Annotated in this window: 23 protein-coding genes; 4 read left to right on the top strand and 19 right to left on the bottom strand. The window is 70.0% G+C overall.

The window, feature by feature from the left end; translation table 11 throughout:
* From D7Y21_RS05540 to trpS, 8 genes are all read right to left on the bottom strand, one after another.
* Entirely contained in the window at positions 1 to 1,716 is a 1,716-nt protein-coding gene (locus tag D7Y21_RS05540; RefSeq protein ID WP_121711704.1) for an AMP-binding protein, read from the bottom strand.
* Between the two features lie 6 nt (positions 1,717 to 1,722).
* Positions 1,723 to 2,637, bottom strand: a complete 915-nt coding sequence (locus D7Y21_RS05535) for a hypothetical protein (protein WP_147469191.1) — start codon at positions 2,635 to 2,637, stop codon at positions 1,723 to 1,725.
* Positions 2,638 to 2,745: 108 nt separating this feature from the next.
* Complete coding sequence (locus D7Y21_RS05530; RefSeq protein WP_121711701.1) at positions 2,746 to 4,644, bottom strand: cyclic nucleotide-binding domain-containing protein; 1,899 nt, start codon at positions 4,642 to 4,644, stop codon at positions 2,746 to 2,748.
* Positions 4,645 to 6,762, bottom strand: coding sequence for a HEAT repeat domain-containing protein (locus D7Y21_RS05525; protein ID WP_120563190.1), 2,118 nt, complete (start codon positions 6,760 to 6,762; stop codon positions 4,645 to 4,647).
* A 97-nt stretch (positions 6,763 to 6,859) separates the two neighbouring features.
* On the bottom strand, positions 6,860 to 9,472 hold the full coding sequence (locus D7Y21_RS05520) for a pseudouridine synthase (RefSeq protein WP_121711699.1): 2,613 nt from the start codon (positions 9,470 to 9,472) through the stop codon (positions 6,860 to 6,862).
* 30 nt (positions 9,473 to 9,502) lie between these two features.
* Positions 9,503 to 10,504, bottom strand: a complete 1,002-nt coding sequence (scpB, locus tag D7Y21_RS05515; protein ID WP_121711697.1) for an SMC-Scp complex subunit ScpB — start codon at positions 10,502 to 10,504, stop codon at positions 9,503 to 9,505.
* Complete coding sequence (locus tag D7Y21_RS05510) at positions 10,491 to 11,303, bottom strand: ScpA family protein (protein ID WP_370038178.1); 813 nt, start codon at positions 11,301 to 11,303, stop codon at positions 10,491 to 10,493. Before D7Y21_RS05510 ends, scpB begins: the two co-directional genes overlap by 14 nt.
* A gap of 201 nt (positions 11,304 to 11,504) precedes the next feature.
* Positions 11,505 to 12,518 (bottom strand): tryptophan--tRNA ligase, encoded by a 1,014-nt coding sequence (gene trpS, locus D7Y21_RS05505; protein ID WP_121711695.1) that lies wholly within the window; start codon positions 12,516 to 12,518, stop codon positions 11,505 to 11,507.
* A gap of 245 nt (positions 12,519 to 12,763) precedes the next feature.
* Here trpS and D7Y21_RS05500 point away from each other — a divergent pair, with 245 nt between their 5' ends.
* Together D7Y21_RS05500 and D7Y21_RS05495 are read left to right on the top strand one after the other, a co-directional pair.
* A complete protein-coding gene (locus D7Y21_RS05500) occupies positions 12,764 to 13,951 on the top strand; it encodes a DUF4388 domain-containing protein (RefSeq protein WP_120563185.1) in 1,188 nt (395 codons plus the stop codon).
* Between the two features lie 4 nt (positions 13,952 to 13,955).
* The gene (locus tag D7Y21_RS05495) at positions 13,956 to 14,930 is read left to right on the top strand and encodes an RNA ligase family protein (protein WP_121711693.1); all 975 of its coding nucleotides are present in this window, start codon (positions 13,956 to 13,958) and stop codon (positions 14,928 to 14,930) included.
* A 282-nt stretch (positions 14,931 to 15,212) separates the two neighbouring features.
* Here D7Y21_RS05495 and D7Y21_RS05490 read toward each other — a convergent pair whose 3' ends face one another.
* The 3 genes from D7Y21_RS05490 to D7Y21_RS05480 are packed head-to-tail and all read right to left on the bottom strand — an operon-like array spanning position 15,213 to position 17,208.
* Positions 15,213 to 15,575, bottom strand: coding sequence for a DUF2019 domain-containing protein (locus tag D7Y21_RS05490; protein WP_121711691.1), 363 nt, complete (start codon positions 15,573 to 15,575; stop codon positions 15,213 to 15,215).
* Positions 15,576 to 15,595: 20 nt separating this feature from the next.
* Entirely contained in the window at positions 15,596 to 15,958 is a 363-nt protein-coding gene (locus tag D7Y21_RS05485; protein ID WP_121711689.1) for a DUF2019 domain-containing protein, read from the bottom strand.
* Positions 15,955 to 17,208 carry a hypothetical protein gene (locus D7Y21_RS05480; RefSeq protein WP_121711757.1) on the bottom strand — a complete coding sequence of 418 codons (1,254 nt, stop codon included), beginning with the start codon at positions 17,206 to 17,208 and terminating at the stop codon, positions 15,955 to 15,957. The genes D7Y21_RS05485 and D7Y21_RS05480 overlap by 4 nt, the downstream gene beginning before the upstream one ends.
* Before the next feature lie 81 nt (positions 17,209 to 17,289).
* On the opposite strand from D7Y21_RS05480, the gene D7Y21_RS05475 reads away from it, so the two are divergent.
* The gene (locus tag D7Y21_RS05475) at positions 17,290 to 17,673 is read left to right on the top strand and encodes a hypothetical protein (protein WP_121711687.1); all 384 of its coding nucleotides are present in this window, start codon (positions 17,290 to 17,292) and stop codon (positions 17,671 to 17,673) included.
* 7 nt (positions 17,674 to 17,680) lie between these two features.
* Here D7Y21_RS05475 and D7Y21_RS05470 read toward each other — a convergent pair whose 3' ends face one another.
* The 5 genes from D7Y21_RS05470 to xerD form a co-directional block, all read right to left on the bottom strand.
* On the bottom strand, positions 17,681 to 18,208 hold the full coding sequence (locus D7Y21_RS05470) for a PAS domain-containing protein (RefSeq protein ID WP_233611990.1): 528 nt from the start codon (positions 18,206 to 18,208) through the stop codon (positions 17,681 to 17,683).
* Positions 18,209 to 18,251: 43 nt separating this feature from the next.
* Positions 18,252 to 18,974: a glutathione S-transferase family protein gene (locus tag D7Y21_RS05465; RefSeq protein ID WP_121711684.1), complete on the bottom strand. Its 723-nt coding sequence runs from the start codon at positions 18,972 to 18,974 to the stop codon at positions 18,252 to 18,254.
* Between the two features lie 57 nt (positions 18,975 to 19,031).
* On the bottom strand, positions 19,032 to 20,915 hold the full coding sequence (locus D7Y21_RS05460) for a hypothetical protein (protein ID WP_121711682.1): 1,884 nt from the start codon (positions 20,913 to 20,915) through the stop codon (positions 19,032 to 19,034).
* Positions 20,916 to 20,939: 24 nt separating this feature from the next.
* Positions 20,940 to 22,463 carry a hypothetical protein gene (locus tag D7Y21_RS05455; RefSeq protein ID WP_147469190.1) on the bottom strand — a complete coding sequence of 508 codons (1,524 nt, stop codon included), beginning with the start codon at positions 22,461 to 22,463 and terminating at the stop codon, positions 20,940 to 20,942.
* 292 nt (positions 22,464 to 22,755) lie between these two features.
* The gene (xerD, locus tag D7Y21_RS05450; RefSeq protein WP_120563175.1) at positions 22,756 to 23,691 is read right to left on the bottom strand and encodes a site-specific tyrosine recombinase XerD; all 936 of its coding nucleotides are present in this window, start codon (positions 23,689 to 23,691) and stop codon (positions 22,756 to 22,758) included.
* A gap of 125 nt (positions 23,692 to 23,816) precedes the next feature.
* Here xerD and D7Y21_RS05445 point away from each other — a divergent pair, with 125 nt between their 5' ends.
* On the top strand, positions 23,817 to 24,131 hold the full coding sequence (locus tag D7Y21_RS05445; protein WP_147443177.1) for a hypothetical protein: 315 nt from the start codon (positions 23,817 to 23,819) through the stop codon (positions 24,129 to 24,131).
* Positions 24,132 to 24,155: 24 nt separating this feature from the next.
* Here D7Y21_RS05445 and D7Y21_RS05440 read toward each other — a convergent pair whose 3' ends face one another.
* From D7Y21_RS05440 to D7Y21_RS05430, 3 genes are all read right to left on the bottom strand, one after another.
* A complete protein-coding gene (locus tag D7Y21_RS05440; protein ID WP_120563173.1) occupies positions 24,156 to 25,142 on the bottom strand; it encodes a hypothetical protein in 987 nt (328 codons plus the stop codon).
* 23 nt (positions 25,143 to 25,165) lie between these two features.
* Positions 25,166 to 25,786 carry an L-threonylcarbamoyladenylate synthase gene (locus D7Y21_RS05435; RefSeq protein WP_120563172.1) on the bottom strand — a complete coding sequence of 207 codons (621 nt, stop codon included), beginning with the start codon at positions 25,784 to 25,786 and terminating at the stop codon, positions 25,166 to 25,168.
* 52 nt (positions 25,787 to 25,838) lie between these two features.
* Positions 25,839 to 26,455: cation:proton antiporter (locus D7Y21_RS05430; RefSeq protein WP_199735363.1), on the bottom strand; the 617-nt coding region annotated here is incomplete at its 5' end.

The raw sequence follows: 26,455 nt of genomic DNA, 5'->3' as shown, positions 1-26,455 counted from the left end.
TCAGCGCCCTGGCGACGGGTCATCTTCGCCCGAAGCGCCAGCGCTTTCCAGCAGTCGTTCCCGCAGGGCGGTGAGGGCCTGGAACATCGGGTCCTTCGCCTTCTTGTGTAGCGCCCCGGTGAAGAACTGCGAGGCGCACCACGCGTCGTCGACCGCGCCCTTCACCCGGTGGGGAAAGAGCGGGAAGAACTCGATGCGGTCGGGCAGGAAATCCCCGCCGAGCAGCATTTCGATGCGCCGGTGGATCTCCTGCTCGCCGGACGAGGGAGCAGGCGTGGCCCCCGTGAAGGCCAGGAGGATGAAGCGGGAGTGGCTGGCGAGGCCGCCGGTGGACACCGGCACCACGCTGGTGCCCACGAGGAACGGCAGGCCCTCCAGCGCGGCGGTGACCTCCTTCGCGGAGTACGTGCGGCCGTCGTGCCGGAAGCCCAGCGTGCCCGCGTAGTGGTAGCGCTGGCGGATCCGCGCGAGCAGGACGTGGCCCGGCGGGTACTCCTTGTCCGGCAGGAGCGTGAAGACGCCCACGTCCGTGGGAGCGCCCTGCCCGCTCGCGTTCGGATCCTTCAGCGTCCACGCGCGGCCCGGGACGGGGAAGACGTCCGTGTGCACGTCCGTGGTCGCCTCGCTCACCCCGCGCGACGACGCCAGCACCGCGCCGCCGGCGGACGCGTCGATGAGGACGTTGGAGGACGGCACGGCCTGGAGGCCGCACTGCTTCACCCACGCGCGCCACGCCTGGGCGTCGAAGGGCTCCTCCGGATTGCGGAACCAGTGCTGCACGTTGCGCAGGTTGGCGCGGTGGCGCAGGAGCAGGTCGCGCAGCTTCGGCGTGACGCCCAGCGCGCGCAGCGGGTGCTCCAGGAGCGGGGCCGGGTTGAGCGCCAGGTCCGCCATCTCCAGGTGCAGGTAGGTGGCGCCGCGCAGGAGCGTGGCGAAGAGGAGCGCCGGCAGGTGCTGGAGCACCGGGAAGTCCGGCGCCGCGAGGATGTCCCCTGGCGACAGGCCGAAGGTGAGCATCCCGTCGCCAATGGCGCCCTTCCACGCGTTCTCCGCGGTGAGGGGCACGGGCGTGTGCGGCGGATCCACCAGCGGCGAGAAGAGCAGCCCCACCACGTCCGTCGGCTTGTACGTGTGGGACGTGAAGCCCGGCGCTCCCCTCCCCTGGCTCTTGAGCAGCAGCTGCTCGTGGCCCTTGAGGAGCGGGAGCTGGTGGGGCTCCGCGGCGATGAAGTCCGGCGTCAGGGACTCCAGCCGGGTGGCCATGGCGCGCGGGCCCATGGGCGGCAGGAGCGTGAAGCAGCCGCCCAGCTTCAGCGTGGCCAGGAGCGACACGAGCATCTCCTGCCCCACGCCGTGCACCAGGCACACCTTGGCTCCCGGCTCCACGCCCTGATCCGCCCATTCGCTGGCGCGGCGCGAGGCCAGGTCGTGCAGCGTGCGGTAGCCCAGGGCCTGCCAGCCCTGGATGCGCTGGTGCGTGCGGAACGCGGGGCGCTCCAGCGCGACGTGGCGCACGATGAGATCATGGAAGAAGTCGTACTGCTGGCCCGGGCGGCTCTTGGGCGGCGGGACGCCCCGGCCCGCGTGGGCCTCCGCGAGCGCCACGGCGAACCCTTCCGGATCCTCCCAGCTCTCCTGCCACCACTTGGGGGCCCCGGACTCCGGAGCGAAGCCGGCTTCCTGCTGCCGGAGGATGTCCTTCACGTCGAAAGGCATGGGTGTCTAGCGGGAGGGAAAGTCGAAGCCGACCTTCACCATGAAGCGGACCTTGGAGCGCACGTTGCTGTCCGGGGCGTAGTCGATGGGGGTCGCCCCTCGCTTCGCGGGCGTCTGCTGCTTCGCGCGTTCGATGGACGTGGGCTCGACGGCGCGCACCAGCGGGTGGCGGGCCAGGAGCGGCGGCACGTGCATGTCCACGTCCCGGCCGAAGAGCCACGCGCCACAGCGCCAGAGGACGTCGTGGCGCCGGGTGAGCAGCGTCCAGAAGCGGTCCCGCGTCTCCGTGGCCTCGAAGAGCAGCGGCGAGCTGTCGTCCTCGCGGGCCTCTCCCGGGGCCGCGAGCAGGGCGCGCAGTTGCTGCGCGACGCGCTCCACCTCGTTCACGTCCTCGGGGGAGACGGGGGAGCGGCCGGCGAGCTTCTCCTCGTGCCTGCGGAACAGCGCCACGAGTCCCAGGCAGTCCCCCACCACGTCGCGGTGGCCCTCACCGTGGGCGGCCGCCACGTCCGTGGCGGCGAGGAAGGAAGCCTCCGCGAGCGCCTCCGCGGTCTTGAGCAGCTTGCGGCGCAGCTGCTGGGCGCGGTCGAAGAGGGCTCCGAAGGAGCTGGCCCGCATGTCGCGCTGGACACGCAGCGCGGCCCACGCCAGGCCCTGGGCGAGCAGCGGCAGCTCGCGCAGCTCCTCCACGTTCACGCCCGGGAGCGCGGCGACCTCCACCTCACGGGCCAGGACGCTCTCCACCCCGCGCTTCGTGTTGTGGAAGGCGAGCGCGATGTTGGAGCGGCACTCCTCCACGGGGCCTTCGAGGGCACGCGCGGGGGCCAGGAACACGTCGTAGCCGGGCTCGGAGCCAAGGGCTTCCAACTCGGCGATGTCGTCGGGCCCCAATCCCGCTGTCGCGTGCTGGCCTCCAGCCATGCCGGCCAGGATAGCGGGCGCTTCCGGGCGTCACAACCTGGCGCCCTGCCCGGCTGCGTCAGGTGACTCGCGGGGTGGGATGCGGGCCGGGGGACCCGCGAGGCCACGTCAGACGAGGATGAGGTCTTCTTCCTCGTCGTCCGGCGCGGTCCCTGCCTGACCGTCCAGCACGTGCTGCGTGCGGCGCAGGCGTTCGTCGCTCAGGTCCGAGACGAGCATCAGGACCTGCGGGTGGCTGGAGATGAGCGAGTCGAAGTCCTCGCGCGGCAGGCGCAGCAGCGTGGTGTGGCGCGTGGCCTCCACGGTGGCGGTGGCCGGCGTCTTCTGCAGGAGGGAGATCTCTCCGAACAGGTCGCCTTCCTTCAGGGTCGTCAGCCGCTGCCCGCTCTTGTGGACCTCCACCTCGCCGGAGAGGACGACGTAGAGGCCGTCCGTGGCGTCGCCTTCGCGGATGATGACGTCACCGCGCTCCACGTCGCGGGCCCGGAAGCGCTCCACGAGGTTGCGGCGATCCTTGCGGTTGAAGGGGCGGAACAGCGCGGAGCTGTTCATCACGTTCGCGAGGAGCCGCTCGCGGCAGAACTTCTTGAGGGCCTTCGCCACGGGCGGATGGCTGAGCGAGAGCGTGGCGAGCACGGCGGCGGAGATTTCGAGCACCTGCGTGTCGTCGGACACGGACTCCACGGAGGCGGCGCGCGGGGCTCCGGACAGGAGCGCCATCTCACCGAAGAAGGCGCCGACCACCAGCGTGGCCAGGTCCTGGCGGCGGCCGTCCTCTTCACGGAAGACGCGCACGCTGCCTTCGCAGATGACGTAGAATGCGTCGCCGTGCGTGCCCTGCGCGAGGATGCGCTCGCCGGGGCCGAAGCGCCGCAGCGGGCAGCGTTCGAAGAGCTGGATGAACGCGTCGCGCGGCAGGTCGGAGAAGAGCGGGATGGACGGCAGCGCGTCCCAGGTGCCGGGGCCGGCCTCCTCGGTCAGCTCGTAGACGGGCTCCTCCTCCAGCGCTTGTTCTGACAGTCCCCGCTGGGCCGCGAGCTCCACCGCGTGCAGCAGCGAGTCCGCTTCGAGCTCCAGCTCCGTGAAGCTGGAGACACGCAGGGACGCGCGCCAGGGCTCCGGGGCTCCGGCGGTGGTGGGCACCACTGCGGCTCCGGCGGCGACCGTGGCCGTGGGCCTGGAGGGCGTGTCCACGCGGCGGGGGCGCAGGCCCGGGGGCGCGGCCTGAGAGGGAGACTTCGGCTCGGTGGGGGCCGGCGCGGTGTCGGGACCCGTGATGGGCGGCGCGAGCGCCTGCCAGCGTCCGCTGGGCGTCCGGATCTGGGGAAGCTCGGGCATGGGAGATGGGGACGGCGGTGCGACCTGGACGGACTGGCCCGTCGGTGCGGGGACGGCGGATGGCGGCGCGGCGGCCCCGGTCGCCGTTGGCGCCTTGGGCTCGTCCTGCGTGGGCTCGAGCTCGAGCTCGACGGAGAGGACCACCTCGGTGCCGTCCGCGACGGGCGCGGGCGCGCTCGACAGGGCCAGCTCGGGCGGGAGCGCATCCGACAGGTCCACCGGTGCTCCGCCGGCCTCCAGCGGCTCGGGCCTGGGGCTGGCGGCTTCGGGCGGGACCTCCCGTTGGGTGATGAGCTTCTCGGAAGTCGATGGGGGCGCTGCGTCCTTCGGCTTCGCCCTGGACGTGGCCGGCGTGCCCCTTCGCGCGTACAGGTCCGCGAGCATCTGCTGCACGCCCTGGTGGGACGGATCCAGCTCGAGGATCAGCTTGCTCGCGGCGATGGCGCGCGGGAGGAAGCCCTCCTTCGCGAAGCCCTCCGCCGCGGACTGGTACGCGGAGACGGCGCGGTCACGCTGACCGGCCTTGGACCACGCATCCCCCATGCGCAGGCGGCTCTGGTGATCCTTCGGCTCCTCCTGGCAGTAGTCCTCGTACAGCTCGGCGGCCTTGGCGAAGCGGCCCTTGCCGAAGGCCTCCGTCGCCTTGTCCTTGAGCGCGCGTGACTCCATTCACTGCGCCCCGCCGGCCGCCGTGCCTTCCTTCGCCAGCGAGGCGCCCGCCGCGACTCGGACCTCGCGGAAGTAGTCGGCCTTCAGCGCGTCCAGCGGCTCGGCCTCCGCGCCGGTGTTCATCTTGCGCAGTGCCGTGGCCGCCGCGGCCCGGATCTCCGGCAGGTCGTGGTACAGGTCCCGCCCCACCACCTCCGCGGACTTCGCGTCGCCCATGGCCCCCAGCGCCAGCAGCACGTCGCGGCGGGCCACGCTGTTGGAGTCGTCCAGCGCCTTGAGCAGCGTGGGCACCGCGTCCTTCGCGCCCATCCGCCCCAGGAGCTGCGCCGCGAGCGCCGCCTCCGCCCCACCCTCCTTCACCACGCCCTGCAACGCCTCCGACGCGGACGCGGGCGGCGGCCCCACGCGTGACAGCGCATCCAGGACCACCAGCTTCTCGCTGCCCATCTTCGGCAGCGACGCGATCAGCGCGAGCTGCCCGGCCTCACCCTGCTCCGCCAGCGCCAGCGCCAGCGTCTTCTGCAGCTCGCGGTCGGGCTCCAGCAGCGCCGCGCGGGTCACCTCGAGGCCCTCGGGGCCCACGGACGCGAGCCCCACCAGCGCCGCCGCGCGCAGCACCGGGCTCACGTCGTCCGCGTAGCCCTTGAGGATCTCCAGCGCTCCGGGCGCCTTGAGCGCCCCCAGCGCGGTGAGCAGCGTGGCCAGCGGTTGCAGCTTCGCGGGCTCCACGTCGTCGCTCAGCTCCGAGGGGACTCGCGGCGGCACCACCACGCGCCCGGCCTCCTTGGCGCGGGCCGCGTTGAGCGCCTGGAGCCGCTCGAAGAGCTGCGCGTGCTTGGCGGACCGTGGGTCTTCCTTCCCCTTGGCCACTTCCGGACGCGGGGCCGACGGATCCAGATCCGCGGCGTACTTCCGCGGCAGCACCTGCGGGATCCAGTCCGCGCGCAGCGCCGTGAGCCCGGCGACCTCCTGCTCGTAGAGCTTCTGGATGACGGGCACCACGGAGGCATCGCCCACGTGCGTCACCGCCTCCACCGCGAGCGTGCGCAGCCCGGCGTCCGGCTGGTTGAGCCACGGCGTCACCTTGGGCAGCAGCGCCTGTGCCGCCGGGCCCAGGCCCGTCACCGCCTGGAGCCCTGACGCCGCGGAGGCCGGGCGCGACAGCCGGTCCGCGATGGGGTCCGCCGGGCAGCCGCCTCGCGAACGCATGGCGCGGGCGGCGTCCACGGCCTCGTCCCGGGCGCCGTCGAGCGCGATGGCGCACAGCGCGGCGTCCGTCGTGGGCGTGCGCGGGAAGGTCAGGATGGCGTCGGTGGCCAGCGGGCTCACCGCGCTCTTCTCCACTGCCACGGCCTGGAGCTTCGTCGCGGCCGTCGGGTCCTGCAGCTTCATCAGCGCGCCGATGGCGGACTCGCGAAGCTCCGGGAAGCTCTCGTCGAGGAGCAGCGCGATGGGGGCCACAGCGCGGGTGTCGCCCGCGTCGCCCAGCCCGCGCACGGCGGCGGCGGCGAGGATGACCTGGCTGTCGCGCACCATGGGCAGCAGCCGGTTCACCGCCTCCGAGCGGCCGCTCTTGCCCAGCTCTTCGGCGGCGCCCACGCGTTCCGGGAGCGCCCCTTCGGTGAGGGCCAGGAGGTTGCGCTCCCAGAGGCCCTTGGATTCGGCGGCGACGACGGTGGCCATGGCGCCGGGGACGTTGGCGCTCTTGAGGGCCTGGACGATGACCCGGCGCGTGGCGCGGCCCCGCCGTCCGTACTGGAGCGTGAGGTACGCCTTGGCCTTGTCGTTCTTCACCTTGGCGAGCGCCAGGGCGGCCTGGCCCTGCACGGCCTCGTCGGGATCCTCCAGGAGCTCTCCGAGCAGATCCACGACGCGAGGGTCCTGGCTCTCCCCGAGCGCGCTGGCGGCCTCGCCCCGGACGAAGGCGGAGAGGTCCTTGGCGGCGCGGGTGAAGAGGACCAGGTCGTCCGCGTTGTTCTGCTCGGCCAGCTTCCTCACGGCGGCGGCGCGGACTTCGGGACGGGGGTCCTGGATCTCCGCGAGGAGCTGATCCCGGTTGCCGTTGCACCCGACGAGCAGGGTCAGGGCGAGGAAGAGGGGTCGCACGCGGATTCGCATCGTTCTCCCGGAGCGGCGGACGCTGGAGGTAGGCGGCGGTTATATCAACGCCCTCCCGGGCCGCCCACCGACGGAGCGACCCAGGAGGAGGGGTGGTTCAGCGGGAGCGGCCACCACGAGGGGGCGGACGGCCTGCCCCTCCCCGAGGCGCCTTGCTGCTCCAGCTCGGCTCGGAGGCGCGCGTCTTGCGCTCCTTGAAGTCCTGGTAGCCGCCGCCGCGCTCGCCCGAGGGGGCCTTCTTCACGCCCGCGCGGACGATGCGCTCGCCGGAGCCGCTGGACGAGGACTCACCGCCGCCGCCGCGAGACCGGCTGCCGGAGTCTTCACCCCGGGGCGTCCTCTCACGACGCTCGGGACGGCCCGCGGACTCACCGCGCGGCTTCCATTCACGGCGCTCCGGACGGTCACCACCCGCGCCCGCGGGCTTGCCGAAGCGGGCACCACCGCGAGGCGCACCGCCTTCTGCACCGAAGCGGCCGGCGGGCTTGCCGAAGCGGGCGCCGCCACGAGGGCCCCCACCCTCTCCGCCACCGAACCGACTGCCACCGCGAGGCGCACCGCCCTCGGAACGACCGGCACCGGCGGGCTTGCCGAAGCGGCCACCGCCGCGAGGCGCACTGCCCTCTTCACGACCGAAACGGCCGCCACCGGCCGGCTTGGAGAAGCGGCCGCGAGGAGCGCCGCCCTCGTCTCCGAAGGAGCGACCCCGCGGGGCGCGCTCGTCACCGCCACGGCCCGCACCGGCGGGCTTGCCGAAGCTGCGACCGCGAGGAGCACCGCCCTCGTCACCGAAGCGGCCCGCCGGCTTGCCGAAGCTGCGACCGCGAGGAGCACCGCCCTCGTCACCGAAGCGGCCGGCGGGCTTGCCGAAGCTGCGACCGCGAGGCGCACCACCCTCGTCACCGAAGCGGCCCGCGGGCTTGCCGAAGCGGGCACCACCGCGAGGCGCACCACCCTCGTCACCGAAGCGGCCGGCCGGCTTGCCGAAGCTGCGACCGCGAGGAGCACCACCCTCGTCACCACCACGGCCCGCCGGCTTGCCGAAGCTGCGACCGCGAGGGGCACCGCCCTCGTCACCGAAGCGACCCGCCGGCTTGCCGAAGCTGCGGCCACGAGGAGCACCGCCCTCGTCACCGAAGCGACCCGCCGGCTTGCCGAAGCTGCGGCCACGAGGAGCACCGCCCTCGTCACCGCCACGACCCGCACCGGCCGGCTTGCCGAACCGACCGCCACCGCGAGGCGCGCCGCCTTCGGCACTGAAGCGACCCGCGGGCTTGCCGAAGCTGCGGCCACGAGGAGCACTGCCCTCTTCGCTGCCGAGACGGCCAGCACCACGCGAAGCACCGCCCTCGGAACGACCCGCACCGGCGGGCTTGCCGAAGCTGCGACCACGAGGCGCGCCACCCTCGTCACCACCACGGCCCGCGGGCTTGCCGAAGCTACGACCGCGAGGGGCACCACCCTCGTCACCACCACGGCCCGCCGGCTTGCCGAACCGGCTACCACCGCGCGACGCACCACCCTCGGAACGACCCGCACCGGCCGGCTTGCCGAACCGCGCGGCGCCACGGGGAGCACTCTCACCCTCGGGCTTGCTGAAACGGCCCGCGCCTCGCGCGGCCTTACCGTAGGTGGCTCCCTCGGCGGCGTCCGACTCCGTCTCGTCACCGTCGTCGTCGAATGTCGGCACGTCATCCAGAGCCGCGTCGTCGTCCGTGGTCAGCGTCGCCCCGCGCTTCGCGAACTTCGGCGGCCGCGTGCCTCCGTCCTGCACGCCCTTCCACTCCTTGCGCTCTGGACGCGCCTCGCGAGTCTTCGGCCCCGTCGGAGCCTTCTTCGCCGCGCGCTCCGTCTTGCGCGGAGCCGCCGGCGCGTCGTCGTCCATCGACAGCTCGATGTCGTCGTCATCCGCCCCGCCGAAGCCCGGCGCCGAACGCCCGTGACGGCGCGGCGGCAGTTTCAGGTCCGAGGACGCCGGCTGCGCACGGCCTTCCGCCACCTCCGTGAGCTGCAGCACTTCCGCGACCTTCAGCGGCCGCAGCTCGCCGGGGCGCAGCCCCTCCACGCCCACGCCCGCGTAGTTCGGACGGAACAGGCGCACGACCGGGTGCCCCACCGCCGCGCACAGGCGCTTGATGAGGTGCGGACGGCCTTCCGCCACGACGATCTTCAGCCAGGTGTTGCGCTCGGCCTTCTCGAAGACGTCCACGGACACGGGCGTGGCCATGCCGTCTTCCAGCCGCACACCACCGCGCAGCTTCTCCAGCGTGGGCATGTCCGGCGAGCCCTTCACCTTCGCCAGGTACGTGCGAGGCACCTGGAAGCTCGGGTGCGTGAGCTTGTGCGCCAGCGCGCCGTCATCCGTGAAGAGCAGCGCCCCTTCGGCGTCGTAGTCCAGACGTCCCACGGGGAACAGGCGGCGGCCCGTCTCCTCCACGTAGCTGGCCACCGTGGGCCGGCCCTGCGGATCCGACAGCGTCGTCACGACGCCCACGGGCTTGTACAGCAGGTAGTAGGACGACTCTTCCGGCGGCGTGACGAGCTTCCCATCGACGGTCACCAGGTCCACTCCGGGCTCCACCCGGCTGCCCAGCTCCGTCACCGTCTCGTTGTTCACTCCGACGCGACCGGAGGTGATGAGTTCTTCCGCGTGCCGGCGCGAAGCAACTCCCGCGCGAGCCAGGTACTTCTGCAAACGTTCCGCCGCCATTCCGTGCCTTCTTCCAGTTGTTGCCGCCCATCACTCGGGCTTGGGCCCCTCGCTATCACCCTTCTCGGGCGAAGGGGGGCTTTCCAGGATGCTGGCGCTGACCTTCTGGCTCCGCTCCGCGGCGGCCATGGCCTCCTCCAGCTCCTCCAGGGCGGCCTCGCTGGCCGCCTCGTTCTTCTCCATCCGCTTCGTGAACCCCGGGTCCGACAGCGCCGCCACCGTCCCCGACGCCACGGGTACCGGCGGCGCCGCCTCCTTCTCCACGATTTCCCGGTGCTCCTGGGTCAACTCATGGAATTCCCGGAGCGTGGGCAGCGCGGAGAGGTCCTTCAGCGCGAAGAACTCCAGGAACTCGCGCGTGGTTCCATAAAGAATGGGGCGGCCGACTTCTTCCCGCTTGCCCAGGATTTTCACCAGCTTGCGGTCCATCAGCGCCTTGAGCACCGCGCCGCAGTCCACGCCGCGGATGTCCTCCAGCTCCGGCCGGGTGACGGGCTGCCGGTACGCGATGATGGCCAGCGTCTCCACCGCCGCGCGGGTGAGCCGCTGCGGCTTCACCCGGAGGTAGCGCCGGACGTACTCCGCGGAGTGGGGGTCCGTGCGGAACTGCCACCCGCCCGCCACCTCGTAGAGGACGACGCCGCTGATGCCCTCGCGGTGGATGCCGGAGAGCTGATCCATCGCCTGGAGGATGGGATCCCTGGGGATGCCGGTGGCCTGGTAGAGCTCGTCCACGGACAGGGGGCGCTCGGCGACGAAGAGCACGCTCTCCAGCACCGTGCGGATGCGGTCCGGGGAGAGGTTGCGGCTCTTGGCGACCAGCTTCTCGAAGGAGGACTGGAGGTCCGGGACGTTCTCATTGTCGTCCGAGTCCTCCTCGATGGCGGCCGCCTCCACTCCGTCCAGCTCCGCGTCGTCCGGGCCAGGGCCGGTGACGGCGGCGATTTCCTCCTCGGAGAACTGTCCGGGGCCGCCGGGCGTGCCAGGGGCGGGCGTCTCGTCACCGTCGTCGGGACCGTTACCGGTAGTCACTCTCGTCGACCTCCGTGGGGACGAGCTTCTCCAGCGCGTCCCCGTTGGGCGTCACCTGGATGGGGCCCAGGGGCTCCTCCTGGAAGACCTTGATGAGGCGGCGCTTCACCATCTCCAGCATGGCGATGAAGGTGATGACCACCTCCTGGCGCGTGGCCGCCTCCGTGAACAGCGCCTCGAACACCACCTGCCCGTCCTTCTTCACGCGCTCCGCCAGCCGGAGGATGGCCTCGGACAGGCTGACGCGCTCCAGCACCACCTCGTGCTGCACCTTGGGCGTCAGCCGCTCGAGCACCCGGTCGAGCGCCTCCACCAGCTTCAGGACGCTGATCTCCTGGAGCCCCACCTCGTCCTCGGGGATGGGGATCGCCTCCACGGGCACCTTCCGGGCGAACACGTCCCGGTCCAGGATGTCCTGCTTGGCCAGGTGCTCCGCGGCGTCCTTGTACTTCTGGTACTCCAACAGCCGGCGCACCAGCTCCGCGCGAGGGTCCTGCGCCTCCTCCACCGCCGCGAGCGCGTCCGCCCCTTCCGGCACCTGGGCCGCGTCCTGCCGGGGCAGGAGCATGCGGCTCTTCAAGTGGGCGAGCGTGGAGGCCATCACCAGGAACTCCCCGGCGATGTCCAGGTTCAGCTCCCGCATCCGCTCCAGGTATTCGAGGTACTTGCCGGTGATCAGCGCCAGCGGGATGTCGAAGATGTCAACCCGGTGCTCCTTGATGAGATGGAGCAGCAGGTCCAGGGGACCCTCGAAGTTGGGCAGCGCCACCCGGAAGGCGTCTCCGGGCGTGCGCGGCAATCCCTCCCCGTCGGGGTCCGGCGGGAGGTCGTCGGGCGGTGGGGGCTTGCGACCTTCGCTCACCGGCCGGCGTCCTTCTGGGGGGATGGGAACTTCGTCATGCGTAAGGGTCCGAAATTCCGGCCTTTACGCGCGCCGGGGGGACAGACCTCCTTAGCAATGCCTCCCAGGGGGGTCAAACATTTGAACAGGAACGGGCGTTCAGGGGATTCCCACGGCCTTGCGGACCTGCTCCATCAAGCGGGTGGCTTCGGCCCGGGCGCGGTTGGCGCCGTCCGCGAGGATGCGCTCCAACTCCCCGGGGTCGTTGAGCAGCTCCTGCCGGCGCTGGCGGGCGGGGCCGAAGGTGACGTGGAAGGCGTCCAGGAGCTTCTTCTTGAAGTCGCCGTAGCCCTTGCCGCCGGCCTTCCAGGACGCGTCCACGTCGGAGAACTCGCCGGGCGGGAGCATCAGCTTGAGCAGGTCATACAGCGGCGCGTCCACGGTGGGCTTGGGCGCGTCCACGGGCGTGGAGTCCGTCTTGATGGACATGATGCGCTTCTTGATGTCCTTCTCCTCGCCGAACAGCTCCAGCGTGTTGCCGTAGGACTTGGACATCTTCTGTCCGTCGATGCCGGGCACGGTGGCGGCGTTCTCCTGCACGAAGGCGGAGGGAAGCTTGAGGATGCCGGGCGCGTGGCCCCGCTCCTTCCCTTCCGGATCCGCCGGGTCGTAGCCGGGGACGTACGTCGTGTTGAACTTCACGGCCCAGTCGCGCGCGAACTCGATGTGCTGGATCTGATCCTTGCCCACGGGCACCTGGTCCGCGCTGAAGAGCAGGATGTCCGCGGCCATGAGGACGGGGTACGCGTAGAGGCCGAAGTCCGCGCTGATGCCCTTGGCGACCTTGTCCTTGTAGCTGGTGGCCCGCTCCAGGTGCGCCATGGGCACCACGGTGCCGAGGATCCAGTTGAGCTCCAGGACCTCCTTCACGTCGCTCTGGCGGAAGAGGACGGCCCGCTTCGGATCCAGGCCCAGCGACAGGTACGTGAGCGCCGCGTCGCGCGTCAGCTCCAGCGCGAGCTTCGGATCCCGGATGGTGGTGAGCGCGTGGTAGTTGGCGATGAAGTAGTAGGCCTCGCCCTGATCCTGGAGCTGCACGAACTGCCGCATCGCCCCGTAATAGTTGCCGATGTGCAGCTTTCCGGACGACTGGACGCCTGAGAGAATCCGCATCGCGATTCGCGCTCCCAATGACGGGTGGAGGACACGGCTCGTTCGCACACCCGCCGTCACGCTGCAACCTTCCGTTGGGACAGGTGGGCCCTTCCAATGCCTGACACTCGCGCGCCCGGCTTCCGTGGAACATTTCGCCCGGGCAGGAAAAGTCCAACAGTTTCAGGGGGTTGAGACGTCTCAAGTCTCCCAGGTACCCTGGCGGCCGGCGCAGCACATCGGACCGCCTTGGAGGGCGCCCACGGATGGAAGCGTTCACAGGAAACCTGGCCAGCTACCGGCTCCAGTTGGTGTTGCCCCCGCTGTTCGCGACGCCTGGGGTGGAGGGGACGCTGCGGGTGGAGCGGGGCGCGGTGCGCCGGGAGTTCTACCTGCGGGACGGGCACCTGGTGGGGGTGGCCTCCACGGATCCGAGGGAGCACCTGGCGCAGGTGCTGGTGAACCTGCGCATCCTGGACGCGCCCCGGGCGGCGGCGGCGTTCGAGGCGGCGGAAGGGGCGAACCTGCCCTACGGCACGTTCCTGGTGCAGCGCTGCTTCGTGGAGCTGTCGCAGCTGACGGAGGCCATGGAGCACAAGGCGCGCGAGGCGCTGTTCGACTGCTACGCCTGGGAGTCAGGCGAGGTGGAGTTCACGCCGGGGCTGCCCCTGTCCGGGCGGGCGGTGGGGTTGCGGCTGCCGTTGAGCACGCTGCACCGGGACGCGGTGGCGCGGGTGCTGGAGTGGGCGCAGTTCCGGGAGATCTTCCCGCGCCTGGACACCACGTTCCGGGTGTTCCGTGAGTTCGCGGTGGAGACGTTCTCCGAGGAGGAGGACGTGCTCCTGGACCTGGCGGCCGGAGGCGCGACGCTGGGCGAGCTGCTGGCGAGCGCGAGGGAGGCCCCGCTGTTCGCGGCGCGCTGGGTGTTGCACCTGTACCGGCGGGGAGCGCTGGCGCCGCACCGGTCGACGGGCCCCAAGGTGGGCGAGTCCACGGAGTTCACGGAGCTGCTGACGCTGGTGCGCGCGTTCCTGTCGTCGCGGAAGTACGACCTGGCGGTGGCGTTGGCGGCGCAGGTGTTGGAGCGGGGGCCGGTGCCGGAGGCGCACGCGCTGTACCGCGAGGCGGAGGTGGGGCTGACGCTGGCGTTGAGTGACGCGCTGTTCGCGTTGGACGGGAGGCTGGTGTTCGAGCCCATCCCCCGCCCTTCCCCGCCGGATCTGACGGCGGACGACCTGTATCTCTATTCGAAGCTGAGGGGCAGCCGGAGCATCCGTCAGGCGCTGCGCACGGCGGCCATGGGAGAGCTGGCCGCGTCACGTTCCGTGGAGCGACTGAGGGCCGCGGGGCTGATCCGCGTGGCCCCGTTGGCGCCCGGTGCGCCGGAGCCTGGGCCCAGGCGGACGACGACGGAGCCCTATGGTTTGAATCTGGGGGACCTGGGCGGAAACTGAGCCCATGCGCTTCCGACCCTTCCTGAAGATGTCCTCCGCGGGTGATGCACGGGGGCAGGCCAGTCCTTCCGGGAGCTGGGTGGCACTGGAGAAGCTCCATGGCGCGCAGCTCGTCCTGGGTGTGCAGGATGGGGCGGTCCACTTTGGCAAGCGCAAGGCCTGGCTCGAGGAGGGGGACTCCTTCTTTGGCTGGCAGCTGTTGCGACTGTCCTTGAGCAACGCGGCGCTGGAGGCGGTCCGGACGCTGGGGCTCACCGACGCGCGCGTCTACCTCTACGGAGAGCTGCTGGGAGGCCGCTATCCCCACCCGGAGGTCCCCGCCGTGCCCGGGATGATGCCGGTCCAGACGGGCATCTGGTACGCGCCGGGCCTTCACTGGGTGCTGTTCGATATCCTCGTGGCCCGGTCGGACGAGGATGAAGGGGTGATGCTCTCGCATCGCGACGTGGAGACAGCCGCGAGAGCCGCGGGAGTGCACGCGCCTCCGCTCGTGGCGCGAGGAACGCGGGCGCAGATGGAAGCCGCGCCCACGCGAGCACTGACGCGACTCCCGGCGATGCTGGGCTTGCCCCCGCTGGCCGACAATTGGGCGGAAGGGCTCGTCATCAAGAGTGAGCAGTCCGTGGCACCGGGGCAGCGCGTCGCCTTCAAGCGGAAGATCGAGGAGTTCAACGAGGCCCGCTTCGACGAGAGCACGGCCTGGGATGCCCACCAGCGGCTGTCCTTCACCGAGCTTCAGGACTGGTCCTCACGTCTGGTGAATCCCGCGCGGGTCGCCAGCGCCCTCTCGAAGGTCGGGCGCGATGATGCCGAGGCCGTGGTGAGCGAGGTGGAGTTGGATGTCCGGGTGGATCTGGAGCTGGCCTTCCCCACCGCGTGTCAGTCCCTGGATCCGGCGAGCGAGGAACGTCTGGCCGCTCATGTTCGTGAGCTTGCCCGGCCGCTCATCCGGCAGGCCTTGGATGCCGCCAGGAGCTGAGCTCCGCCCACGAAAGTCCATGCTCGCACCGGACCTGGGGCCGCACGACAAGGTGCGTGCCCTGCTCGCACGTGGCTATCCGCGACAGGCTCGGGCCTGTGCCGAGCGCATCGTGGAGCGAGGTGACGATCCGAACGCCACGGGGCTGCTCGCGGATGCGCACTTCGCGCTGCGAAGGTTCGACACGGCATCAAGGCTCTATGCGCAATGGTTCGACGGCAACACCCGGCTGGACGCGGCCCGCGTGTTGCGCCACTACCTCCCCGCGCGGTCGGAACCTGATCAAGGGAACTCGAGCGTACCCTCGCGCCAGGCCTTGAGCGCGTATTCCGCAGCGAGTCCATTGATCCCCGGACGTTTCGCGATCCAGAGCAGTACCGGCTCGCCAAGCTCGGGAGCGAACTCCAAGGCGTGGACCGCAACGTTCGTTCGGACGGTTTCGTTCTCGCTCTGGAGCAGAGGAAGGAGCTGGGACGTCTCACCACGGCTCCGAAGTTCCCGATAGGCCCCTGTGATCTTGTCCTGGGCGCGATTGGCGGACCGCGAGTCCGCGGCATCCAGGGCTTGTTCGTATGCGATGGAACCCTCCGCGTACCACTGGACGAGTTCCTCGACGCTGGCCTTCTGGAACTTGCGGGCACTCAAGGAACGACTCCGCAGTGCGATCAGGAGAATTTGAGCGTGCCCTCGCGCCAAGCCTTGAGGACGTACTCCGCACGGAACCCGAGGAGTCCGGGACGCTTCGCGAGCCAGAGCAACGTCGGCTCGCCAAGCTCGGGAGCGAATTCCAGGACATGGGCCGCGACGTGCATCCGGAGGGTTTCGTCCTCGCTCTTGATCAGGGGGATGAGCTGGGACAGCGCATCACGGCTCCGAAGCTCATGGTAGGCCCCCATGATCTTGTCGTTGGCTCGGTTGGCGGCCCGCGAGTCCGCAGCCTCCAGCGCCTGTCCATACGCGACCGAGCCTTCCGCGTACCACTTGACGAGCTCTTCGATGCTGGCCTTTTGAAACGTGCGGGCACTCATGGAACGACTCCATAGCGCATGAGGATCATCATCCCGAAGTCACGTTGGGCCTGGAGGGACTGACTGCTCAACCATTGCCGCACGGTCATTTGTCCCCCTGTGGTGAAGGGATCCTTCGATGAATAGTACCTGCTGATCCGCTGGTGGATGGCTTCGTCGATCGCGATCACGTTCTCAGTGTTGTGCAGGGACTGGGGACCGAAGCGCCGCACGTTGCCGTCCGTCTGCTCGACGATGTGGTGCCACTGCTTCCCCGGCCCCGCGGGTCCTCGGGCCCGCTTGAGGGCACTGAAGGAGTTCCAGGAACGCGCCCCGCCTGGCGTGGTGCTGGCCGGAGGCTTCGCCGCCATGGCGACCGCCGTGGACGGCAATGAGAGCGTGATGACTCCGCCCGAGACGGACACCGCCCTCACCTGATCGAGGCCCGCGATGTGGATGCCCGCGCGCGAAGCCACCGCCGCGCCTCCCGGGAAGTCCGGCAGCGTCGCGAGCCGGGCCGCCAGCAACGATGCGCCTCCGGTCAGGCCATGGCTCACCGCGACGGTGGTCGCGAGGACCAGGACTCGCGCGATGGATGGACCGACCCGAGCGGCGAAGCGCTGGCCGGACGCATCCAGCTCCTTCCAGGTGGTGGCCTGGTCCGTCGCGAGCTTCAGATCCTGGCTTGCGTCAATCAGCTCCAGGAACGTCTCCGCGCCCAGGTAGATCAGGAGCAGCGCGGAGATGACCGCGGCGGCCTTGGTGAAGGCAGGTTCGGGATTCGCGGCCAGAGCCGCCCAGGTCACGAGTCCGGTCGCGATGACCGAGTAGAAGAGCTGCGGCGCCAGGGTCTCCTCCACGGCCCTGGAGATGCTCTCCTTGAGCGGGTCGAGGGACAGGGCAAGCGCCACGCCGAACTTGTCCCAGTCGCTCAGCCCCATCACGTCTTCGAGCAGCGAGATGCAGTCGCCCCGCCGGAGTCCCGGCTCGCAGAAGCCTCCAAAGGCACGGTCCGTATCACTCGTGGAATAGGAGGCGCGCACCCAGTCGCCTGGACGCGAAGCCCGGAGGCGCAGCGGTGTGACCAGAACCAGCTCCGTCAGCGCCTCCTCAAATGCACCCTCCCCCACCGTCACCGCCCGGACGGCAGATGGCGGGCTGTACTCGATGGGAGCACCGTCGCCGGTATCCAGCCGCACCCTGCCCCTTGGGGCGGCACACGCACTGAGCAACGCGAGGAGCAGGACAGCGAGCTGGACTCGAAAGGCCATGGCCCCCTCCGGGTCCACTCCCTAGCGTGTGGCTTGACCTCAAGGGAAGCCCGGTGGGTGTTCGAAGAATGGAGCACAGGGATGAACCCAGCAGCCCGTGAGCGGATCACCCTCGTGGAGGTGCTCGAACGGACAGCGCCCTTCCCTGTCTTCACCGCCACCCTTCAGGCCGCGGTTCAACGCCTGGAGACCGAAGGCGTGAGCAGCCTGCTCAGCATCCAGTTCCACGCCCGGCCCGACGACACGGAGGTCGGCGCGGTCATCACGTTCGCGGACTCGCGCCAGGTCATGGAGCACATCCGGCGCATCTCCGGGTGGCCGGAGTTCAAGGCGCTCCTCGGTGTCGCGAAGCCCGTGGACGTGCGCGTCTACGGGCTTCTTGGCGAGGAGGCGCATGCCTGGCTCCGGACGATGAACGTCGTGAGCAAGGTCTTCGAAAGCCCCGTTGCGGGCTTCGTGCGCTGAAGCGGCTTCAGCGCGCGTCGGGCATCTTCTTGTCGGACACCAGCACCCAGACCGAATCCGTCTTGTCGCTGTAGAACAGCGTAATGGCCACGTGGCGCGCGCCGTGCGCGAAGCGGAAGACGAAGCCAAACGTCTGGTAGAGCTTCTTCGCCCGCACGCCCTCCTGGAACAGGCCGAAGAACTGCCGCACGCGCGTGCACGGCGCGACGTCGTAGAAGAAGTTCTTGCCGATCTGCTCGCGCGCCTGGATGCGCGCCAGCGAGGCCTCGGTCCGGTTGAACTTGAGGATCCGGCCCTGTCCGTCGAGCTGGATCATTCCCAACGGCAGATGATCCAGCTCCGTCTCCGACATGCCGTCGACGCGCTGGATGAGTGCGTCGATCGACTCCAGCGAGGTGGCTTGCAGGGGAAAGGGTTCGCCAGTGGGGGGAGTGTGCGGGGCCGGGCTCATGCGCGAAGCGTAGAAGGCGTCCGCACCGGCACGTCCGTGCGATGCCGGTGTCCAACGTTTGATCGTTGGGTGGTGTGCTTCCACGCCCGCGCAATCCTCCGCTATCGGACGGAAGCCCTCGCCCGCCTCAGCTCGCGGTGCGGGTCGCCACGTCCACCCGCCCGAGCCACACGCTCAAGCGCTCGCGCCGCTCCACCTCCGCGCCCTGCCAGGGCGTGAGCGGCGTCCGCAGGCTCTGCAGCTGCGCGAACAGGGCCAGGTCCGCCACGCTCAGCGCCCCGGACAACCAGAAGCCCTGCTCCGGCGCCCGCGCATCCAGCTGGTCCAACAGCGCCCCGAACCGTCGCCAGCAGGCCTCCGCGCCCGCGCGCCAGACATCCCGCGCCACCAGCCGCTCCACCTGCTTGCGCCGGATCAGCGTCGGAACCACCGCGCGCACCGGCGCCGGCATGAAGTGGAAGAACGCGGCGCGCGTCCGGGGCCAGTTGCGGTCATCCGCCCAGCGAGAGGCGACCAGGAAGCCGTTGAGGGACGTGTCCGCCAGCTCCTCCCAGAGCAGCGCCTCCGGTGACGCGTCGATGCGGCCCGGCGCCAGCTGCTGGATGCGCGCGAGGATGGCCGTGGAGTCCGGCACCGCCTCCTTCCCCACCAGCAACACCGGCACCTGGCCGGTGGGGTTGTGCGCGCGGTGCGAGGCCGGGTTGTCCTCGCAGCCCCGCGCGTAGGGCAGCCCCGCGTACTTCAGGGCACGGTGGGCCTTGAGGCAGAAGGGAGAGTAGCTCTCGATGCCCGGCAGGCCGGTGTCGGCCAGCTCCAGCAGGGTCAGGGGTGGCAAGGCGTTCGTGTTCATGACGCCACCCTGGACCCGCCTCGTGACAGCCGTCTGTCAGGATAGTGACGGCGCGGCTCAGCTGTCCCAGTGGATGTCCAGCCACTTCAACGTGGGGATCTCCACCTGGAACGGGGTGAGCATCAGCTTGCGGTAGTCCATCACCACCTGGGTCATCTTCTTCTCCAGGAACCTCCGAACCTCCGCATTCTTCTCGAAGTAGTCGTCGATCCGCTTCAGGGCGTCCTGGATGCCCCGAATCTCCGTGCCGGTGTAGCCGTTGGTGAACTCGTCCCGCGTCCGCACGAGCATGAGGAAGGTGGTGAGCTCATCCGCGACGACCGGGGGGATGAACTCGTAGTGCATGGCGATGAAGGCGGCGATCTCGTTCTTCGTGCCGCCCAGGAAGTTCGCGTTCGTCGGATCCAGCGAGGCGCCACTCAGGCTGTTGCAGTACGCCCGCATCACGTCCTTGAGCGCCGCCAACTGGCGCACGTCCGCGACGGATTGGATCTGGTAGTTCGTCAGGGGCTTCAGCTTGCTCCCGAGCTCCCCTTGCGGAGGGACGAGCATGAAGGACGCCGCGCCCAGGACGTCGATGCGGCAGCGCTCGGAGAACTTCTTGCGCAGCCCGATGGCCGCCTCCTTCAGCGCCCCCTTCCGCTTCGACAGGCTCCGGAAGAGCCAGCCTTCGTCGTAGATGGCCTCCAGCTTCGAGTCGTCGACCTTGTTGGACTTCACGTCCACGAGCTTGCTGTCGACCAGCAGCTTCGCGACTCCCGACGGGCTGTCGTTCACCTCATTCCCGATGCAGTAGACGTAGACGTGGACGTCGTCGAGGGTGGCCAGGAGCGTCTTCGACTTGTTGCTCTCCACCTTGTAGGCCTTCACCTGCAGGGTCGTGCCCCCGGTGCTTTCGACCTCCGAGTAGCTCACGTTCTTCTGGAAGGTCGACGTGACCCCCTGGTTCAGGAGGGTCCCGTTGTCGGCGAGCTTGGGGGCATGCACGAGCAGGGAGTTGGCGAGGATGTTCACCCCGGAGCGCACCAGCCAGTGCACCTTGTGGCCGTACCGGACGGTCTGCTCGACCGCGTCGATGGCCGCGTTTCCGCCCTGGATGCAGATGGTCTTGCCCGTCGCCCCGCTTGTCGCCAGGTAGCGCATGAGCTGATCCATGTCCATGATCCGCCGGTCCTGCTCCCAGTTCTCGGGGGCCTTGATGCCGTTGGCCTCCGTGGGCTTGAGGTAGCTCCCGTTGCCCGTCATCAGGAGCAGCTCGCGGGCCTTGATGGGCTCATTCACCTTCTCGAACTCCGCTGGCGCGAAGGTGATCTCGAAGTGCTTGTCGTCCTCGCCTCCGGTGTCCTTGAACTCGATCTTCGTCACGTGTCCCCAGAGCCGGGTCAGGCCCAGGTTCATGGCGCGGGCGATCACGTCCAGCCACTCGTCCTTGAAGCTCTCGCGGGTCGTGTAGCCCTGGGACTGCGCGAACAGCTCCTCCTCGCCGACCACGGGGTCGCTCGTGCTGAAGACCTTCTGCCACTCCTCCTTCACCTTGGTCCGGGTCTGGGAGTTCTGGAAGGAGGAGAGCGGCCGGGTGCTGATCACCTGGCGGGTGTGATTGACGACGTAGTTGCTGCCGCGTCCCGTTTGCGTGTCGGTCTTGTTGATGTGCCACGGGTTGCTCATGCCGATGAGCACCGTGTTCGCGAACAAGGCGCGCTTGGACGTGAGGTCCAGGAGCGACTTGTCCTCCGGGGCCTTCTTCATGTCGATGTCCTTGTCACCGACGAACATCAGGTGCTCGAGCGCCTTCTTGCGCGACTCCAGGTTCTCGATTTCACCGAGCTGCTTCGTGAGCTGCTCCCGGATGCCCGACGTGAGGTCGGACCCCATGCGCGCATCGAGGTAGTACATGGCACCGCCACCAGCACCGATGATGGCCTTGTCGAAGATGGGCATGGGGTCCTCCCTGAGGTCACGGGCCTACTGGCCGTTGTACTTGAGGTCGCGCGGGTTGACGGGCTGCGTGCCGCGGAGCAGGTCGACGGCCTCGAAGGCCTTCATGCCGCTGTTGCCCTGCGTCGCCGCCTGCCACGCGGGCAGCGATTTGAAGGCGAACACCATGTCGAAGTCCATGGGCACCGTCCCGGGATCCAGCGGCACGTTGCCCGGGTTGTCCTGGAACCACTTCATCCAGGCCGCGGACCCGGGCTGCTCGAGCACCAGGGCGTCGCCCACGACCGTCGGCGGCATCGTGGTGGTGGGCAGCAGGAACGTCTTCATGGGCCATTCCGCCACGCTGTGGCAGCTCATGCACGACGAGGCCTGCACGGCCGGCACGATCTGCCCGTTGATGGAGGCCGGCGCCACCACCGCGCCGTCGTTCGGGCCGGACAGGCGGCCGCCCCACCCCAGCGTCGCCGTGGAGTACGCCGGCGCCGCGGGGTTGATGACCGTCTCCTGCAGCGGCGTGCCCGGGTTCAGCGTGGAGTTGACGTTGGGATCATCCCCCCACATCGCGCCCAGGGGGATCATCTTGTCCCACGGGCTGCCCGGCACTCGCATGTCGTAGACGAGCGTGGAGAACACCCAGCCCGTCTTGGGCGACGTCTTGCTGTCCTTGACGATGATGTCGAACTGCATGATCGACGCGTTCATCGTCACCGGCTTCGCGTTCGACGGACCGTTGGGCGGCGGCACGTAGACGGGCCACAGCGACGCGCCCTGCATCACCGGCCAGTCCTTCGCCAGCGCGCTGGTCAACGCCACCTTGATGACGATGGACCCTTCCGGGAACTGCGCGGACGTGTTGGTGAGCGTGGGCGTCATCGCCGTCTTGCCCCACACCTGCCCCAGCGCGTACGCCGCCACCTTGTCGTAGTAGGTCAGCACGTACGTCGTCATGTCGACCTTGAGGCCGGACGCGGCGAAGGTGGCCGCGGGGAACTCGGAGCCCACGTACGTGCCGTGGATGCTCTCGCGGATGGAGGCGAGCCACGGCTCGTTGTACCAACCCTCCTTCGCCGCATCCCACCGGGGATAGTTGTAGAGCAGCGTCTGCATGGACGGCGCGATGTAGGCCTTCAGCGCGTTGACGTACGCGAGCGCGTTCGCCTTGGAGATGGGCTGCCCCTTGAGCGCGGCGATCCACGGCGGATTGGCCGGCGGCGCCACGGGCGTCTGCGGATAGTCGTGGCTCAGGCTGAACATCGGGCCCTGGTACTGCCAGGACGGCGGGATGTTGCCGTTGTTGTCCGCGAAGGGGTTCGCGTTCACGGAGTTGCGCTCGTACGCCTCGCGGGCCGCGGCGAACGGCGTGCGGACCTTGCCGGGCTCGGCGGGCGCGGTGGCGGAGACCGGCACCACGTTGGCGGTGGGGGCCTTCTTGGGCGGAGACTTCGCTTCCGCCGCGTCGGCCTCCGGCACCTTGCAGCCGGAGAGGGACAGCGCCACGCAGCCGGTAAGGCCCAGGACGCCTGACTTCAGGGATTGGCGAGAACGCTTCATGGACGAGCAGACCTTCGTGGGCCACACCGCGCCCGAGTGGGGTGGAACGCGACGACCGTGAGACAGGGCGGCGGACGCCATGTCCGCCGCCGCCGTCCTGCACTGCACGCGGCGATCCACTTCCCTGGAATGCGTCGTTTCCTCTGCGAACCGGCTTCGGCGGCCCGCGCCCGCGCCCGGAGCGCGTCTTCACCGCAAGCGATTGCGTTCGCGCGCGACGCACGCCCCGCTCCCCTCCCCCCGGTCCAGGGTCCCCCTCACCCCGTGAGGGATGACGGCTCGACTCCTGGCGTCACGGCGCGGGCGGGCGCTTGCGCGCGGAGGGCTTGGGCTTGAACGCGTCGCTGCGCGGGTGGAACTCGTCGTACACCTTGCGAAGGCGGGCGCCGTTGACGTGCGTGTAGATCTGCGTCGTGGCCAGGTCCGCGTGGCCCAGCATCTGCTGCACCGCGCGCAGGTCCGCGCCGCGCTCCACCAGGTGCGTGGCGAACGAGTGGCGCAGCTTGTGCGGCGACAGCGGCTTCAGGATGCCGGCCTTCAGCGCGTAGCGCTTGAGCAGCTTCCAGAAGCCCTGCCGCGTGAAGCCTCCGCCGCGCGGCGTGACAAACAGCGCGTCCGCCTGGCGCTTGCCCAGCAGCTCCGGCCGCGACTGGGACAGGTACTCCTGCACCTTCTCAATCGCCACGCGCCCCAGCGGGACGATGCGCTCCTTGGAGCCCTTGCCCTTGGTGACGAGATAGCCGGCCGTGAGCTGCACGTTGTTGAGCTCCAGCGTGCACAGCTCCGTCACGCGCAGGCCGGTGGCGTAGAGCACCTCCAGCATGGCCTTGTCGCGCAGGCCCGTGACGGTGCGCTCGTCGGGCGCGGCGAGCAGCTGCTCCACCTCCTCCAGCGTGAGGAACACGGGCAGCTTGCGGGGCGACTTGGGCGTGTCCACGTCCTCCGTGGGGTCCTTGTCCGCCATCCGCTCCGCGACGAGGAAGCGGTGGAAGACACGCAGCGCGGCCAGGTGGCGCGCTTGGCTGCGGCGCCCCAGGCCCCGCTTGCCCAGCGTCACCAGGTGCGCGAGCACGTCCTCCTGTTTGACGCGCGCCACGTCCTCCTTGCCGCGCGAGCGCAGGTCCTCGAAGTACACGGTGAGGTCCGCCGCGTAGGCGTCCACCGTCTTGCCGGACAGGCCCCGCTCCGCGCGGATGAAGGCGATGAACGCGTCGAGCAGTCCTTCCATGGTCCCCGGAGGCTACCGGACGTGCTCCCGAGGGCAACTCCCTGACGGCCCCACCCGTCACGACGTTGCCTTCACCCCGGGAAGCGGTCCACCCTGCCGCTTCCCACACTCAAGGAGTGACGAAGATGCGTGCACAGGCATGGATGTGGATGGCGGTCCTCACGCTGGGCGGCGTGGGCACGACGTCCCTGGCGCAGACGCCCGCGCCCACGGCGACGGCGCAGAAGACCCGGACGGGCAAGGTGAAGAGCGTCAGCCCGTCCAGCATCCAGTTGGAGGGCACCACCGCGGACGCCCCGCCGCTCACCTACGTGGTGGACACGACGAAGCCCCAGCTCACGCAGACCCTCCAGGGCATCCGGGCCGGGGACTCCGTGAAGCTGACCTACGCCCCCAACGACGTGGGCGCGAAGGTCGTCACGGACGTGCAGAAGCAGTAGCGCCTGGCGGCGGCCCCAGGCACCTCAGGCCTGGGGTTCCGCAGAGGCCTCCTGGGCGTGCGCGCGCTCCAGCGCCTCCACCACCCAGGGCCAGCCCACCAGGATGTTGCCCGGCGAGCGCAGGCACGCGTCCGCCACCGCCAGCACCTCCGCCGGCCGCGAGCGCACCGCCAGAGCCAGGTGACGGCTCAGGAACGGGTGTGGCAGGTAGCTCAGGTTGTGATGCCGCACCGGCACCCAGCGCAGCGTGGGCTTCCCCGTGAAGCGCTCCACCGCGTACGCCACCGCCTGCGCCAGCACCTCCAGCGCGTAGAACGGCAGCCGGAACGCGCACGTCAGGAAGGCCACCAGCGCGCTCGCCGCCACCGCGCCCGCGAAGGACACCGTCGAGGCGCTGCTCCACACCAGCATGGGCACCAGGCTCGTGGCGATGGCCGCCACCTGCACGTTGCGCACGGACGGCCCGCGCCCGCTGGCCAGGCCGCCAATGCTCCCCGCGGACAGGCCGGACACGATGCCCAGGCACAGGCCCACCGTCATGGCCGCTCCGCCGCCGTGCTCCGGACCGAAGGCGCCGCCCGCCGTGGCGTGCAGCCCCGCCAGCATGGACACGCTCGCCAGCGAGCCCAGCAGCACTCCCGACGCGAGCCCCGACACCAGCGCCACCACCAGCCCCACCGCGCTGCACAGCGCCGCGGAGACCAGGTACACGCCCCGCATCGGCACGCCCATCAGCCGCAGCCCCAGCCCCGCGAGCACCGTGAGGGTGGGCGACAAGACGACGAGCAGCAGCAGCATCCGCGCCACGAAGGCCCCGGCGGCGCGGCCTCCTTCGGCCTGCTCGCGCCACAGCTGCCCGATGCGGCCCGCGGGCGAGCGGATGCCCGCCTCGCGCAGCCGGTAATGCAAATCAATGGGTCGGAACACCAACAGGCCCAGCAGCGCGAGCGCGCCCGGCACCCGCTCCGGTGAGTCGACGACAGGCGTTGCTGGTAGGTCCCCCTCGGCCAAGGCTTCCCCCTCTAGAAAGGATTTCAGGACTCCAGACTACCCTTGCCTTGCCTCAGGATTTCAAGCGTATCGCCTATCAGTGAAACCACCGTGGACGGCTCGTTCAAGGTGACGCCTCCGTCAAGAATCAAATCCAGCCCGTGCCCCAGCGCCGTCTTGATATCCCGTGCGTCGGAAAGAACCGTACCGTCGGTATGGGTCGCCGACGTGGTGATGAGCGGGCGGCCGAGCGCTTTCGCCAGCTCGCGGGGCAAGGCGGCGTCCGGCACGCGCAGGCCCACCTGCTTCTGCTTCGTCATCATCACCTCCGGCACCAGGCGCGTGGCCTCCAGGATGAAAGTGAAGGCCCCCGGCGTGAGCCCCTTCATGGCGCGGTAGGCGAAGTTGCTCACGTGCGCGTAGCGGGCCACGTCCGACAGGTCCGGGCACAGCAGTGACAGGGGCTTCTTCTTGTCGCGGCCCTTGAGCTGGTACAGCCGCTCAATGGCTTTCTTGGCGTTCAAATCACAGCCGAGCCCGTAGTACGTGTCCGTGGGGTAGGCGATGAGGCCGCCCTTCTCCAGCACCTCCACCGCGCGTGCGACATGGCGGGGCGAGGGGTGATCCACGTCCACCTCGAGGATGGGAGCGGCGGCGGCGGGCATGACGGGAGGCTCCTGGGAGAGGCCACCCCCGGGGTGAGGGGGTGTGCCCCCACTATGCGCCGCCGCCCGCCTCCTCCGCACGGATTTCGCCACTGCCCAGGAGCGCACGCCGGGTGAGGACGGGCCCCACCAGTTCGTGCGCGGTGATCATCGCGACGATGAGCACCTCCACCTGCGGCCCGAAGGTGGGGAAGGTGCGCGACACGAGCGCCGCCAGGCCGAACGTCACGCCCGCCTGGGAGATGAGCCCCATCCACAGGTAGCGCTTGAGGCGCGGGTCGTCCGCGGGCGCGAACCTGCGGCACGCGCCCCAGATGGCCAGGCCGCGCAGCGCGACGAGCAGCAGCGCCGCCGGCCCCACGGTCACCAGCGCGTCCAGCTTCAGCCCCGCCCCCGCCGCGGCGAAGAAGAGCGCGAACACAGGCAGGCCTGCCTGGTTGATGGCCTGATGGATGCGCCGGCCCTCGCGCTCGTCCAGGTTCGCGATGAGCGCCCCGGCCGCCAGCGATACCAGGAGCGGCGACAGGTGCAGCCGCGCCCCGCCCTCCGCCGCCGCGAACGACAGGCCCACGAGGAACAGCGGCAGCTCCCGGTTGACGCCCCGCATGTACAGGAGCATCGCCAACGCCAGCAGGCACCCCACCGCCACGGAGCCGAACAGCTCCCACC

The sequence above is a fragment of the Corallococcus sp. AB045 genome (genome assembly GCF_003668895.1).
In the GTDB taxonomy this organism is placed as follows: Bacteria; Myxococcota; Myxococcia; order Myxococcales; family Myxococcaceae; genus Corallococcus; species Corallococcus coralloides.
Note: the sequence above shows the minus strand (reverse complement) of the source record. Positions and strands in the feature narration are given on the sequence as shown.